Below are 15852 nucleotides of genomic sequence, written 5' to 3'. Positions count from 1 at the left end.
TTTATGTGGAATTATGAGAAAAGATTACAGTATCCTGTTAACATTACTACCCCGAATGCTAAGCTGGCGCAGTTCATTTCCAGTCAGTATGGTGGCCCCGATGGTGAAATTGGCGCTTCCCTGCGTTATCTTTCCCAACGGTTTACTATGCCGGACCGCACTTCTATGGCTGTATTAAATGATATAGGCACAGAAGAACTGGCACACCTGGAGATGGTCTCCACCATCGTTCACCAGCTCACCCGTGACCTTTCCATGGAGGAAATTGAGAATTCCGGTCTTGGCCCCTACTATATTGACCATACAATTGGAGTATGGCCACAATCTGCTGGCGGCGTCCCCTTCAGCTCCACCATCTTCCAGAGCAATGGGGATCCCATCACAGACCTTTTCGAAGACCTTGCAGCAGAGCAGAAAGCCCGCTGCACATACGACAATATTTTACGGGTAGTTCGAAATACCCCGGAAGTGGCAGATCCCATCCGTTTCCTGCGTGCAAGGGAAATCGTCCACTTCCAGCGTTTCGGTGAAGCCCTGCGCTCCATTCAGGAAAAACTGGATGCCAATAACTTCTATGCTTTTAACCCAAGCTTTGACAATCCATGCAAAGCAAGCTGTGGACCTGAAGCCAGATGAAATAATATTGCAATTTATACCATCAGGCGGGAATATGCCGGAACGCATAAAAAGCGTTCTGGCATATCCCCGCCTGGATTTCCCTACACTCCCTCATAATCAAACGCTGGTATAAAGCTTTCCTTCGCAGTCTCTCCCTCCTGGAAATATCCGTTCTCAATTCCAAGCTCCACTGCCGCATCCAATACTTTTTCATATTCCCGTCTGGTCACTTTCCGGTTCAGCTCCGGATATTTTTCCTGCTGCCATACAGGCGTATACTGATTCATCACACTGATAAAGACCTTATTTCCATAAGTTCTGTGAAGATAGTCCAGTACTGCAATGGAATTCCGGGTATGTCCCGGAAGGATAAGATGCCGTATGATCGTGCCTTTCTGAATGTATCCATCCTCCCCAAATTCACAGGAACCAGTCTGGCGTACCATTTCTGCAATTGCCGCCTTTGCCACCAGAGGATAATCCTCTGCATGGGAAAAATCCGCCGCCAGCTTTCCGTCCGCATACTTCATGTCAGGCAGATAAACATCCACATATCCCTCCAGCATACGTAGTGTCCCAACCTGTTCGTATCCACTGGAATTATAGACAACCGGAAGCCTGAATCCTTTTCCCTTCGCCATCTCCAGTGCCTGAACGATCTGTGGGACATAATGTGCTCCTGTAACCAGATTCAGATTTGCAGCTCCTTTTTCCTGTAATTCCAGAAAAATTTCTGACAATCGTTCCACTGTAATTTCTTTTCCACAATCTCCTATGGCAATATCGCGATTCTGGCAAAAACAGCACCGAAGCCCACATCCGGAAAAAAACACTGCCCCGGAGCCTTTTTTCCCTGAAATACAGGGTTCCTCCCACATATGCAGAGCGGCACGGGCAACTCTTACAGTGCTGTCCATGCCACAATATCCAGGTCTGCCTTCCAGACGGTTCACTTTACATTGCCGGGGACACAAAGTACAGTTTCCAAGTAATTCCTCAAACATAAACTCACGAATTCTCCTCTCTGATCTTCTCTGTCAGTTCCTGTCCCCCTTGTTCATACCATTCCTTTACAAAAGTATCAAAATAATCCAGCGGCTGCTCTCCCATGATCATCTGGATAAACGCATTTTTTTCCAGAGTAGCCAGCATATTCGGGACTTCACCATCTAACGCCATCAGATACTGTCGGCGAACCGCCTTATAATGTCCATCCACAAGAACACCTACAGCCGAAATCCTGGACTTATATGCAGCCCAGTCCTCTGCAGTTACATTTTCCCCATTCACATATTTCATACAGGCATCATAGTAAGACTTCTCCAAAGCACTTAAATTGCTCACATTTTGCGTCCCGACCATGACTCTGCGGATATCCTTTGTCACATTGTAAATTGCCTCATTATAATCCACATTGATCACCAGCGGGCGGGCAGTGGGATCCACATTCAGGGCAAAATAACTGTTTATCTCATCTGTATTTTCCACATCCTCAAACCGGCTGTAGTCAAACAATACACTGATAATTTTCATCACGATTTCCGGATGTTCATATCCTTTTCGTACCACTACATACTTATTATCCATAAAAGAAGCATAAACATTGTCCTTTTCCTGATAATCGGCTGTGAGATAATAAGGTTCCCAGTCTGCCTCTGGGTCATTTTCGATTTCATCCATAAGCGGATTATTCGGCGCCCACCAAAGACCAAAAAATGCACCACACTTTCCCTCTACCACAAGATCCCGGAGATTATTCTGGGCACGGAGTGCAAAATTCTGATCCAGGATTCCCCTCTCATAAAGTTCACGAAGATAGGCAACTGCAGATCTGGTTTCTTCTGTCAGGGAACCATATACAATCTCTCCATTTTCATCCTTGATCCACCGTCTTGGATATGCATAAAATTTCTCAAAAACAGGCTCTACAGAATAGTTCTGGCTGGTATTGGATACAAAGTTCGTATCACAGACCAGTCCAACCGGTTCCTCTCCTTCTTCAGCGCCCATCCGGTTTTCCTGGAAGCACTGGATAATGTCCATAGCCTCTTCCAGAGTATCTGGTTCTTCCAACCCCAGTTGTTCCATCCAGTCCTTCCTCATCCACAAAAGACAAGGTCCATGGTCGATTACTGCCTCCGGCAGTGCCATAAGCTTACCGTCAAAAGTTCCTGCACCAAGAAGCTGGGGACCGTAGCTGTTGTACATGGCCTTGATCCTGGGCGAGGTACAATTGGCATAAACCTTTGTCAGATCCTCCACCAGATCATTTTCCACAAGAGTATTTAAAGTTTCACGGTCGGAAACCACCAGCACATCCGGCAAAGTGTGGTCATTTACCAGCACATTCACATAAGCATTGTACCGGTCTTCCCGCTCCATATAAGTATTTTTATTCTGGATATTCAGAATTTCCTTCAGATACCTGGTGTAAGCATTGTCTTCGTAGGTATTGCCCTCTGGCAGGTTGGAATTGTTCGCCCCGCTGATCTGCCCAAGGGTATACGTCACAAGCTCCGGATATTTTCCATAAGGGGTTGTCGCTGCCTTTTTTTCTTCCCATTCTATATTGTCATCATCGCTCTCATCAGCAGCCGGAATATTATTCTGCTCCCCATCCCGGACACTATCCTGCGCACTGTTTTGCGTTTCACTTCTAATTCCTTCCGTCTCATTTTTACCGGCATCTTTGCAGCCAGCAAGAGAGGCAGCCATGGAAAAAGCCATTCCCAGCACAAAGATTCTCCATCTGTTATTCACTTTTTCCACCACCCTCTCTATTCTTTCCATCCGCTGTCTCTGAGTCCTGCAAATACTTCTTTGCGGAAAATTCTCCTGCTGCGATAGTCTTCTCATCTGCTTTTTCCCTGGGAATACGCATTTCCACTCTTGTCCCCTGGGTTATTTTACTAAGCACGCGGATTCCATATTTCTCTCCATACAGAAGCTGCATTCTGTCGTTTACATTCTTAAGTCCATATCCGGAAGCCTGATAGGTTACCAGCTTATCCGCTTCCTCCTGTTCCATTCCAGGTCCATTGTCCTCTACTGCCAGAAGAACATCCTCCCCATCCTTTACAAAGAACAGCTTCAGGATCTTTTCTCCTTCTTCTTTCATATCAAGGCCATGCTCCAGCGCATTCTCCACAACCGGCTGCAAAAGCAGCTTCGGCACAATATCTCCCTTTACCTCTGGATCAATATCCCAGATAACCTGGAAATCATTATCATGCATAACCAGCTGGATATCCAGATATGCCTTAATATTCTGAATGCAGTTATCTACCGTAACCATATCCTGTCCCTTGCTTAAAGCAGTACGATAAAACATAGAAAGAGACAAGGTTACCCTGCTGATTTCCTTCTGATTGCTGCGAATAGCCATCCAGTTAATAACAGACAGGGAATTATACAGGAAATGAGGATTGATCTGGGCAGTCAAGGCCTTCAGTTCAAACTCCTTAAGTGCGATCTTATTTTCATACACCTCATGAATCAGACGATTGATCTCATCCATCATGCTGCGGAAGCTGCGCACAAGAAGACCGATCTCATCACCAGAGTCACTGTCCACCGTAACCTCGCGGCTTCCCTGATTCACACGGTTCATGTTGGCCGTAAGCTCCTCGATTTTTTTTGTAAAAATTCTGGAAAAAGAAAGCCCCAGTATCAAAATAATCGCTACACAGGCCACGATCAGCGGAATCTCACTGACCAGGATTCCCGACACAGAACTGTCCACCGCAGACTGTTGTTTATATAAATAAAAACTCCAGCCACAGGTTGTATTTTCTCGTTTCACATATGCATAATCCTTCTGACCGTTTTCCAGCATATTTCTGGAAACCATACGTTCTTCGTCAGATACTGCACCTTCAGAAACATATCCCTCGATTTCTTTCTGAAAAATCACATTTCCATCCTTATCCAGGATCATACCTCCTGATTCCGTGGAAATAATGTTCTCAAAGGGCTGGAAGATTTTATTATAATCCAGGGTAACACAAAGAACTGCAGTCTGTGCTTTTCCCTCGTAAATTCTTCTTACCGCTGCAATTTCCGGCTTTTTGCTGTCTACAACCCACTGAACGAAAACATCATCCGCCAGCTTATCATACCACCATTCCTTATCCACCTCAGACAATGGAACAAGTGTATATTCATGACGCACCTTGATACTGTTTGCAAACAGCTGGATCTGCGTAATCGCATCGTGATAGGATTTTGGCACAGACAAAAGAGGATCTGCCACCTCTGTATATTTCTTATAGGCATAGTAATTGTCCATATTTTTTTCGGAAATCAGATCCTCTATATCCGGGGAATAGGTCAGATAATTTAACAGACTGGAAAAGACCTCTATCTGGCTGTCAATTCCCTCTCCCGTCTGTTCCAGGATGGACGACATATCCTCCATTTCCTTTTCCCTAAGCAGGCTGCTCATGCGGTCATGGCTGTACCACACAAGCAGTATCATGGGCACAAGGCTTGCTGTCACAAGAAGAAGGGTCAGCTTGTGACGATATTTCATATTCTTAAATTTATTCTTTATGGCTGCCGGTATTCTCATCTTCTTCACCGGTTCCTTTCCGGTAGGATTCCGGACTGCTTCCATAATACTCCCGGAAGCTTCTGCAGAAATAAGAAACGTTAGGGATTCCTACCTGTTCACTGACCTGTGCAACCTTCATGCTGGAATTGCAAAGAAGCTCTTTCGCCTTCTCCATTCGTACCACACGGATAAAACGGTTCAGGTTCATGCCGGTCTCTTTTTTGAAAATAAAGCTGAGATAGCCGGAAGACAGATACACCTTTTCTGCCAGGGTCTCCAGGCTTAAATCTTCCGCATAATGCTGATAAATATAATTCTTTACAGAAGCTACCTCATCCCTGGAACCACTCATGGAACGCTCCAGAAATGCTTCGTACTCCTTTATATTCTCCTGGGTGATTGCCAGGATCTGCTTCAGATCCGTACAGCTGTACAGCCTTTCCACTTCATGATCCAGCTTACGCTCCTCAGAGAACTGATTTTCCTGAAAAAGCTCCTGAATCACATTGGAAAAAACAAATTTCACGTACATAGCAGAAAATCTGGTGTCATTCTCATATTTCTTTACCAGGCACTCAAAATGCTTCTTCAGCTGATCCACATCCTTACGGGAAATATCCTCTGAAATCTTCTCCATCAGGCGGGAATCCTGGGTTTCTGCATTCACCAGCTGATTTTCATCCGTCTCATTGGTAAATACATGTACATCCGGATGATAAAATTTCTCTTCCATCGTCTGCTCCAGCTGGGACATAATCTGGGGAAGTGCCTCATGTCCTTCAAAGCGGCTGCTCACAGCCAGATGAAAGCTGCCAGAATAGTTCTGCTTCAGAAGGTCATACAAGAGCTTGGCAACCAGCTGATAATCGCAGTATACGTCTGAAAAAAATAATACAGACTGTCTGGTATTCAGATTCAGATAGAAGAATTTGCGGTGTAATCCCTGCATAAGCTGCTCATCAATATCATCCGGAGCCACATCAAAAAACGCCTTGTCCGCTTCAATGAGAATCGCACAATGCCACTGCTCCCAGCTTGATCTTTCCAGGATTTCTCCTGCTTTTTTCAATATTTCTTCATTGCCGGAATACAGATATGTCTGAAGAAAATACTGCAACAGAAAATTCTGCTCACGCTCTGCTTTTTGCTTCTGGGACTGGACATTTAATATTTCCGCTTTTATTTTCCCGATGGTTTCATGAAACGTATCCGGATCCACCGGCTTGAGCACGTAGTCTTTTACTCCGTAACGCATAGCCTCCTGCGCAAAAGAAAAATCACTGTATCCGCTAAAGATCACGATTGGAAGATCAGGATTCTCCTCTCTTGCCTTCCCAGCCAATTCCAGGCCATCCATATGGGGCATTTTTATATCCGTCAAAAGAAAATCGATTTTTTGGGTGCGCAGAATGGTCAAGGCCTGCTTTCCATTAGAGGCTTCATAAATCTCATATTCTCCCTCTTCCATAGATAAAAGGAATTTGATTCCCTCACGTTCAATTTTTTCGTCATCTGTAATCAAAACTTTGTACATATCTGTGTACTCCGATCTTCATTATTTTATAACTGTTCTATAAATCATCAGGCTCTGAACAGTTAACTTTTTTGATATAAAGATAAAGATAGCCCTCTGCATTTTTGCAAAGAACTATCTTTATTTTAACATCCAGGTGTCATATTGAAAAGGGAATTTTTTCCAGATTATCAGCCTTTTACCGCACCGGCAACAACACCCTCAATAATGTATTTCTGGCAGACCAGATAAACAATAACAATCGGAATGATATCGATCATAATACATGCCATCATCGGTCCCATCTGTACATGTCCATAGCTTCCACGGAAATACTGAATCGCCATGGGAATAGTTTTGTAATTTTTGATATCCAGAACCAGTGTTGGAAGAAGGTAATCATTCCATACCCACATCAGCTCCAGAATAGCGGTAGAAATAATCGTTGGCTTCAGGATCGGGATCAGGATTTTGAAATAAACCTGCAAAGGACTGCAGCCATCAATCATTGCAGCCTCCTCAATTTCAAGAGGACTTCCTTTTACAAAACCGGTAAACATGAATACTGCAAGTCCAGCACCAAAACCAAGATAAACAATACAAATGGTGTATGGATTATTCAGACATAATGTATCTGCTGTTTTTGCCAGGGTAAACATTACCATCTGGAAAGGAACAACCATACTAAACACGCAAAGGTAATATAAAACCTTGGAGAGCAGTCCATTTACACGGACAATATACCATGCACACATAGAACAGCAAAGTAAAATCAGAATAACAGACATTACAGAAATTACAAGGCTATACCAGAAAGATTTCAGGAAATCCATCTGTGTCACACTGGTGATAAAGTTGTGGATACCATTCCAGGTTTCCGCTGTCGGAAGCTGGAACACACCGGAAGTAGTGATCGCAGACTCCACTTTCAGGGAGTTAAACAGGATCATAACGATGGGATAGATCCAGATAATTGAAATAATGGAAAGGATTATGGTCGGAATAATACTTTTTTTCTTATCTGCCATTATGCCTGCACCTCCTTAGATGATGTTGCACGAAGCTGGATCAGGGCGATCACAACAACCAGTACAAAGAATACAACTGCTTTTGCCTGGCCGATACCCTTCCATGCCGGGCCGCTTCGTCCATAAAATGTATCATAAATGTTCAGAGCCAGCAACTGGGACTGCTTTCCAGGATCTCCACCTGTAAGGGAAAGGTTCTGGTCGAACATCTTGAATCCGTTTGTAAGAGTAAGGAATGTACAAATGGTAACAGATGGCATGATCATCGGAATCTTGATCTTGAACAGGATCTGTCTTGCTGTTGCACCATCGATCTGTGCTGCCTCGATAAGATCCGGAGATACATTGTTAAGACCAGCTACATAAATGATCATCATATATCCGATCTGCTGCCATAACAGAAGAACGATCATTCCAATAAAACCATTGGTTGCAGACAGTTTCAGAAGAGGCTGTCCCCACATAGAAAGCAGACCATTTAACAGTGTCTGCCAGATATAACCAAGTACAATACCACCGATCAGGTTTGGCATAAAAAATACGGTACGGAACACATTGGTTCCCTTATAGCCCTTGGTAAGGGCAAGTGCAATGGCAAATGCCAGCACATTGATCAGAATACTGGAAACAAATGCAAATACTACAGTCAGCCAGAATGCATGACTGAAATCACCACCGATAAAAATCTTTTTATAGTTGGAAAGTCCAACCCAGACCACGTCTTTTACAGTTGTAAATTTACAAAATGAAAGATAAATGCCCCAGATAAACGGCCATAAAAAGCCAATGATAAACGCTGCCAGCGTAGGCAGAACAAATACCGGCCACCATTTTTTCAGAGATTTTCCTACCATTTTTCACTCCTCCTTTTCCTGCCACGACACCTTTTAATCAATAACAGTTCTGCACTTTTTTAGTTTCCCAGACTGTTACTTCCTGTTCTTTTCCCAACAAAACAGGGAGGCTGTATTTTGCCTCCCCACCCTGTTCACCATTCTATATTATGTCATGAGATTTCTCCCTGCCATATTATATGCTGTTGGAAAGAAATTTATTACCAGATTCTTATTCAGAAAGAGCTTTCTCAGTTGCCCAATTGTCAACGAATGCGGAAACTACATCATCCCAGGAACCGCTTCCTGCTGCATATAATGTAAGTGCTGTACCAAGACCGTTCTTCCACTCTTCAGATGGCATTGTTGTGAAGTTCCATGATACAGGTGTAAGACCAGCTGCTGTATACTCTGCATCCTGTTTTACAAATACGTTTGTGGACTCCTGTGCTGTTTTGAAAGGAATTGTGAAGCCCATGTCTTCTGACATAGCCTTTGTTCCATCCTCAGAAGTTACACACCAGTTCATGAAATCAAGTGTTGCCTGGATATCTTCCTCGGAAGCTTCTTTGTTTACACACCAGAAGTTCTCTGTACCGGTTGCAAGGCCTTCGTTCTCATCATCAACACCAAAATAAATCGGGATCATAGCCAGCTCGTCATCACTGTATGTCTTGGACAGTTCGCCATATTCCCAGGAACCATTCTGATAGAATACTGCATCTCCGTTGATAAACTCGTTACGGGAGTCATCTGCTGTCTTAGCAGAAAGCTCTGCTCCATCGCAGGTAGAATCTGTAATATAAAGATCAAATACATTCTTGTAATTGTCAAGGTATGTTCCCTTGATTGCATCTGTATCATCGATGCCATCTGCCTGATACTCATAGTAGATTGGAAGGTTTGCAAGGTGTGTTTTGAATCTCCAGTCAGAGGATCCATCCATACCAGCGCTTGTGAAAGCACCTTTCACTCCAAGCTCATCTTTTCTTGCCTGGATATCATCAGCAACCTTTTTCAGATCATCAAAGCTCTTAATATCGTCTACTGTGTAACCAGCTTTTTCCAGTAAGGTTTTGTTTACGATCAGTCCATAGGACTCGATTACGTATGCAATACCATCAACTGCATCACCGTCTTTTACAGTGTAGGCATCAGATGTAAGCTGTGAGTAGATATCAGATCCGGACAGATCATAGCAATAATCCTTCCAGTTCTTAAGTCCTACAGGTCCGTTTACCTGGAAAAGTGTAGGAGCATCGCTCTTAGCCATCTCAGACTGAAGTGTGGTCTCATACTGTCCGGAAGCTGCTGTAACAACTGTTACCGGAACGCCAGTCTCTTCTGTATATTTAGCTGCCAGATTCTGCCAAGCTTCATCCTGCTCTGGTTTGAAGTTTAAGTAGTAAACCTTTCCAGCTGCATCATCAGCCATAACCGGTAATACCGGTACCATAGAAGTTGCCATAACTGCGCTAAGTCCCATTGCTGCGATTTTTCTCATCTTCATAATTTTACTCTCCTTTTCTTTGAGAACCGTTTCTTAAGATGTTTATATAATACTGTTTTTTCTATTAAAAAAACCATGATAAAAAATCAAGAAACATGTTCATTTTTTTAGAAAGTAAAATTTGAATATGGATATATTGTCACAATTTGTATAAAAAAAGGAACACATATAAGTGAACCTTTTCCAACTTATAAAGAGGGGACTGCAAATCGCAGTCCCCTCTTAGTCCGCATATACGGAGAAAAATTATATTCAGGCTTTTCCAACGGATCCAAAGATTTCCATTTTCTCTTTAACAGTAGCCTTAATTGCATCGAAGCCAGGTGCAAGAAGCTTACGTGGGTCATATCCTTTACCCTGCTCATCTTTACCCTCTTCGATGTATTTACGTGTAGCTGCTGCAAAGGAAAGCTGGCACTCTGTGTTAACATTGATCTTGGAAACACCGAGATCGATAGCTTTCTTGATCATATCTGTAGGAATACCTGTACCACCGTGAAGTACTAATGGCATGTCGCCTGTAAGCTGCTGGATCGCATCCAGAGTCTCAAAGCTTAAGCCCTTCCAGTTAGCCGGATATTTACCATGGATGTTACCAATACCTGCTGCCAGGAAATCGATACCAAGGTCGGCGATCATCTTGCATTCCTTAGGATCTGCACACTCGCCCATACCTACAACACCGTCTTCCTCACCACCGATGGAGCCAACCTCTGCCTCTAAGGACATTCCGTGCTCTCTTGTGATCTTAACCAGCTCTTTAGTCTTAGCAACGTTCTCCTCGATCGGATAATGGGAACCATCGAACATGATAGATGAGAATCCAGCCTCAACACATTTCAGGCATCCTTCATAGGAGCCGTGATCCAGGTGAAGTGCAACCGGAACAGTGATCTTCAGCTCTTCCATCATTCCCTTAACCATACCAACAACTGTCTTGTAACCAGTCATATACTTACCAGCGCCTTCGGAAACACCCAGGATAACCGGGGAGTTCAGTTCCTGTGCTGTAAGCAGGATTGCTTTTGTCCACTCAAGGTTGTTGATATTGAACTGACCAACAGCATAATGTCCAGCTTTTGCTTTTTTAAGCATTTCTGTTGCATTAACTAACTCATACATGATAAAATTCCTCCTATCTTTGGAAACACCTTAACTATTTCCATTGTCTGTAGTTTAGCAGATTTTTCCCCATTCGTCTACCTCTTTGAAGAAAAACTAAAAAAATATTCACATCTTATTCAACAAAAATAGTCGGATTCTCACATTTATGGTACAATACCATTGCACCAAATGCTGGCATTGGAACCTTGATCACGCCTGCCTTGGCAGTATACTCATATTCCTCAGTGATATAACCATCATGGTAGGACAGCATGATTCTCTTCAATGTAGAATCCTTCAGTCTGCTGATTCCGGTCTTCCACACTTCTATCTCAACTTCCCGTTCTTCTGCACGGTTATTCAGGATCACGATCATTCTTTCATCATGGGAAAATCTTCCGAAGCAAAGTCCCTGGTAATCATTCCACAAGAATACCAAGGATCCATTGCTGAGGAATTTATATTCCTTATGGATCCGGATCATGTCCCTGTGGAAAGCGATCATCATCTGGTCCTCATGTCCCCATGGATAGGTTCTTCTATTATCCGGGTCCGTAAATCCACAGACACCAGCCTCATCGCCGTAATAAACCGTAGGTGCCCCTGGCCATGTCATCTGCACCACAACGCCCTCACGCATAACTGCAGGATTCACATTCTGGGAAGCAGCCTCAGCACCTGCATAGGAAATTCTTCCCACACGCCGGTTGGTCCTTGTCAGAAATCTGGAATGGTCGTGATTGGACAGCTCATTCATGGAAGTATAAAGGGCTGACATGTGAAGTGCCCGCATGTGTGTCTTCATAGCACCGATAAATGCATCACTGTTGCCATAAAGATCATCCCTGCATTCATCACTATGCTTCTCCATACCAGTCAGGAACCAGGTCAGGGGTTCCATAAAAGCATCATAGTTCATAACCGTGTCCCACTCATCTCCCTGCAGCCAGCTTTCCGGATTACCGTAATGCTCTGCAAGAATAATAGCATTTGGATTGGCTTCTTTTACTGCTTTCCGGAAATCTTTCCAGAACTGGTGGTTAAACTCGTTGCTGTGTCCCAGGTCTGCTGCCACATCCAGTCTCCATCCATCTACATTATAAGGTGGGGAGACCCATTTCTTACCAACCTCCAGAATCTTGTCATAAAGCTCTCTTGACGCCTCGTAATTCAGCTTCGGCAAAGTGTCATGCGTCCACCAGCCATCATATGTGGGATTATAAGGCCAACGATTCTCATCATAAAAATTGAAATAATATCTGTATGGACTGTCAGCGGAAATATAAGCTCCCTTTGGATAACCTTCCTGATTCTCGTAAATCCGCTCTCTGTCCATCCACTTATTAAAAGAACCGCAATGGTTAAATACGCCATCCAGAATAACCTTCATTCCTCTTTTGTGGATCTCTTCCACAAGTCTGGCAAACAGCTCATTGCTTGCTTCCAGGTTTCTCTTATCTGTCACACGCTTGATAAACTTATAGGCATGGGCATTCTCACGGTCACCTTCATTCAGCAGACCACCTTCCATGTCCTCCACGATTTTTCCGTAATGGGGATCTACATACTCATAATCCTGAATATCATATTTATGGTTACTTGGGGAAACAAAGATTGGATTCAGATAAATGACATCAACTCCAAGGTCCTGAAGGTAATCCAGCTTATCCATAATTCCCTGCAGGTCACCACCATAGAATTCTCTTACTCCCATAACTGCGGGAATCTTTCCCCAGTCCCGTACACGGGATGTGGTATCTCCGATGTAGAAATACTCTCTGTCCTCCACATCATTCGTAGGATCTCCGTTGCAGAAACGATCCACAAAAATTTGGTACATAACTGCGCCTTTCGCCCACTGTGGAGTGTCATAGTCCGGATAGATCTCAAATTCCAGACGTTCCTCCGGATTCATGGATACTCCCTGATAGTTGTAATAACAGGTTACCCAGCCATAGATAATTTCAAAATGATACCGTATGATCTCTTCTCCCATGATAATAGAAGTTTCATAATAATCAAAGCCATTGGCTTTGGCACAGCGTTCCATCTGCTGACGTTTCCCATCATAAACCAGATAAACCATGTCTACATTATTACGTTTGGTACGGAAACGGATTCGCACTTTTTCTCCTGCCTTGGGATTTGACGGACAACGGTAATAATCAGAACCATCGCTGAACAATGCCTCTGTATTCAAAACCGGCCTCATATTTAATATATACTGCATTTTCTTCATTATATCTGCATTATTACGATCCATAATATCCCTCTTTCATGATTATGCTTTACAAAAGATAGCATGATACCAGGGTCAAAAGATCCAAAAGCTGTTCGTGCTTGCACGATAAAGCTTTTGATCTTGGGACCCGCCAAACATGAGAAAGTAGCGATTTACGCAGTAAATCAGCGGATTTCGCATGCCCCCGGATTGTGGGAGCAGCTTAGCTGCGGAACAATCCGTGGTATCGAGTTAGTGTCAAAAGACCTTTTGACACTAACATCATAGCATTTCTGTCCAAAAAGAACCTTCTTTTTTGGAAATATGACAACTGTATACTATTTTAACTGAAATGTGTCTCTTCCACAACAGTTAAAATTCGGCTTATCCTCCAAACTTCACCAAAACTTACCGACGTTTTCACCAAATCATTTCAAGTTTCCCCTTAACGTAAAAAAGACAGCTGGTAAAAGCTGTCTTTTTTGGAGAAGGTATTTCTTCTTATGGGGTGTAGCAAAAACTATATAATGTATTGGGGGGTTTTTACGTTGTATATAGTACCACGTGTCCACCAAAAAGTGTGCACAAACTTCACAAAAATCGATATTGTTTTTTGTGCATGTTATATACTCTTGTTGTTTTCTCCCTGATTTTCCATTGTAAAAAGTGCTTCAAACTCTTCCCGGTGCACTTTTTCCTTCTCGAGAAGAAGCTTCGCACAGCCATGAAGAACGTCCATATGCTGAGAAATGATCTTCGTCGCATTCTCGTGGCATTCCTCAATAATACGGTGAATCTCACTGTCGATTGCTTTGGCTACATCCTCACTATAGCCGCGGGTGTGAGCCAGATCCCTTCCAATGAATACCTCGTCATCATCATCTCCGTAGGAAATAAGTCCAATCTTATCGGACATACCATACTTGGTCACCATAGCCCGTGCTTCACTTGTAGCACGCTTGATATCATTAGAAGCACCGGTCGTAATATCGCCAAAGATCAGCTCCTCAGCCACACGTCCTCCAAGAAGTGTGGTAATATCCTGGATCATCTTACCCTTTGTGTTAAACATTTCATCATTTTCCGGAAGGGGCATGGTATAACCGGCAGCTCCCATTCCTGTAGGAATGATGGAAATGGTATAAACAGGTTCCATATCCGGCAGCACATGGAATAAAATCGCATGGCCGGCTTCATGGTAAGCTGTGATTCTTTTTTCTTTATCGGAAATCACCTTGCTCTTCTTCTCCGCACCGATTCCCACCTTGATAAAGGCATTCTTGATATCTTTCTGGCGGATAAAAGCATGCCCTGTCTTTGCAGCAGCGATTGCAGCCTCATTCATCAGATTCTCCAGATCTGCACCGGTAAAGCCGGCTGTGGTCTGGGCGATCTGTTTCAGGTCTACATCCTCGCCAAGCGGTTTATCCTTGGCATGGACACGAAGGATCTCCTCCCTGCCCTTAATATCCGGACGTCCCACACCAACCTTACGGTCAAAACGTCCCGGACGAAGAATCGCAGGATCCAGAATATCCACACGGTTGGTCGCTGCCATCACAATGATTCCCTCATTGACCCCGAAACCATCCATCTCTACAAGAAGCTGGTTCAGTGTCTGCTCTCTCTCGTCATGACCGCCGCCCATACCGGTTCCACGCTGTCTTGCAACTGCATCGATCTCATCAATGAAGATAATACAAGGTGCATGGCGTTTTCCCTCTTCAAAAAGATCTCTTACACGGGAAGCACCCACACCAACAAACATCTCCACGAAATCTGAACCGGAAATAGAAAAGAAAGGAACTCCCGCCTCTCCTGCAACCGCCTTGGCAAGAAGCGTCTTACCTGTTCCTGGAGGTCCTACAAGGATCACTCCTTTCGGGATTCTGGCGCCAACCTTGGTATATTTCTGTGGATTTTTCAGAAAGTCTACCACTTCCTTAAGCTCTTCTTTCTCTTCTTCCAGACCTGCCACATTCTGGAACGTTACTTTTTTATCATCCGGCATGGACATTCTTGCCCTGCTTTTGCCGAAATTCATCATCTTGGCATTGGTGCCGCCACCTCCGCCTGACATCTGACGGTTCATCATCATCATGAGAAAAATGATAAGACCGCATGTAAGAAGCACTGGAAATACAGAGGATAAAAATACACTCTGCCTTGGCACATCCTCCACAGCAGGATCAAGCCCGTTTTCACGAAGAAGCTGCTCTGCCTCATTTACATCTGCCACATAAATACGCTTCTGTCCCTCGTCCTTGATCGTCGCGATCACAGAACCGGTAGGAACCTCACTGTTCTGATGGATCGTGGCACTGGTCACCCTGCCATCTGCAACAGCCTGCTCCAGCTGTCCATAAGTGTAATCACTCTGTGCCGTAACCTGGTTATTCAGATACAGGTAACCAGCGATCAAGGCTACGATCAGAACAAGATACAAGCCAATTCTGCCTGACTGCTTATTCAC

General features: G+C 43.9%; 11 protein-coding genes. 1 reads left to right on the top strand and 10 read right to left on the bottom strand.

Translation table 11 applies throughout. The features are described from left to right. Positions 1 to 3 precede the first annotated feature (3 nt). Positions 4 to 636, top strand: coding sequence for a manganese catalase family protein (locus ACTQWB_RS06660; protein ID WP_441501189.1), 633 nt, complete (start codon positions 4 to 6; stop codon positions 634 to 636). 83 nt (positions 637 to 719) lie between these two features. Here ACTQWB_RS06660 and ACTQWB_RS06655 read toward each other — a convergent pair whose 3' ends face one another. From ACTQWB_RS06655 to ftsH, 10 genes are all read right to left on the bottom strand, one after another. Next, on the bottom strand, positions 720 to 1622 hold the full coding sequence (locus ACTQWB_RS06655; protein ID WP_441501188.1) for a 4Fe-4S cluster-binding domain-containing protein: 903 nt from the start codon (positions 1620 to 1622) through the stop codon (positions 720 to 722). A gap of 4 nt (positions 1623 to 1626) precedes the next feature. After that, positions 1627 to 3408, bottom strand: a complete 1782-nt coding sequence (locus ACTQWB_RS06650) for an extracellular solute-binding protein (protein ID WP_441501187.1) — start codon at positions 3406 to 3408, stop codon at positions 1627 to 1629. Further along, a complete protein-coding gene (locus tag ACTQWB_RS06645) occupies positions 3371 to 5233 on the bottom strand; it encodes a sensor histidine kinase (RefSeq protein WP_441501186.1) in 1863 nt (620 codons plus the stop codon). The genes ACTQWB_RS06650 and ACTQWB_RS06645 overlap by 38 nt, the downstream gene beginning before the upstream one ends. Continuing rightward, complete coding sequence (locus ACTQWB_RS06640; RefSeq protein ID WP_441501185.1) at positions 5160 to 6704, bottom strand: response regulator transcription factor; 1545 nt, start codon at positions 6702 to 6704, stop codon at positions 5160 to 5162. The genes ACTQWB_RS06645 and ACTQWB_RS06640 overlap by 74 nt, the downstream gene beginning before the upstream one ends. Positions 6705 to 6874: 170 nt before the next feature. Next, positions 6875 to 7711, bottom strand: a complete 837-nt coding sequence (locus tag ACTQWB_RS06635; RefSeq protein WP_441501184.1) for a carbohydrate ABC transporter permease — start codon at positions 7709 to 7711, stop codon at positions 6875 to 6877. Further along, positions 7711 to 8565, bottom strand: coding sequence for a carbohydrate ABC transporter permease (locus tag ACTQWB_RS06630; protein ID WP_441501183.1), 855 nt, complete (start codon positions 8563 to 8565; stop codon positions 7711 to 7713). The genes ACTQWB_RS06635 and ACTQWB_RS06630 overlap by 1 nt, the downstream gene beginning before the upstream one ends. Positions 8566 to 8776: 211 nt before the next feature. Next, positions 8777 to 10054, bottom strand: coding sequence for an ABC transporter substrate-binding protein (locus tag ACTQWB_RS06625; protein WP_441501182.1), 1278 nt, complete (start codon positions 10052 to 10054; stop codon positions 8777 to 8779). Between the two features lie 252 nt (positions 10055 to 10306). After that, positions 10307 to 11176, bottom strand: a complete 870-nt coding sequence (gene fba, locus ACTQWB_RS06620) for a class II fructose-1,6-bisphosphate aldolase (protein ID WP_441501181.1) — start codon at positions 11174 to 11176, stop codon at positions 10307 to 10309. A 115-nt stretch (positions 11177 to 11291) separates the two neighbouring features. Continuing rightward, positions 11292 to 13421, bottom strand: coding sequence for a glycoside hydrolase family 13 protein (locus tag ACTQWB_RS06615; protein ID WP_441501180.1), 2130 nt, complete (start codon positions 13419 to 13421; stop codon positions 11292 to 11294). A gap of 580 nt (positions 13422 to 14001) precedes the next feature. Then, positions 14002 to 15852: an ATP-dependent zinc metalloprotease FtsH gene (ftsH, locus tag ACTQWB_RS06610; RefSeq protein WP_441501179.1), complete on the bottom strand. Its 1851-nt coding sequence runs from the start codon at positions 15850 to 15852 to the stop codon at positions 14002 to 14004.

Origin of the sequence: Blautia sp. HCP3S3_H10_2, from assembly GCF_052122375.1 — a bacterium.
GTDB lineage: Bacteria > Bacillota > Clostridia > Lachnospirales > Lachnospiraceae > Blautia_A.
This window is presented reverse-complemented; position numbering and strand designations above follow the sequence as displayed.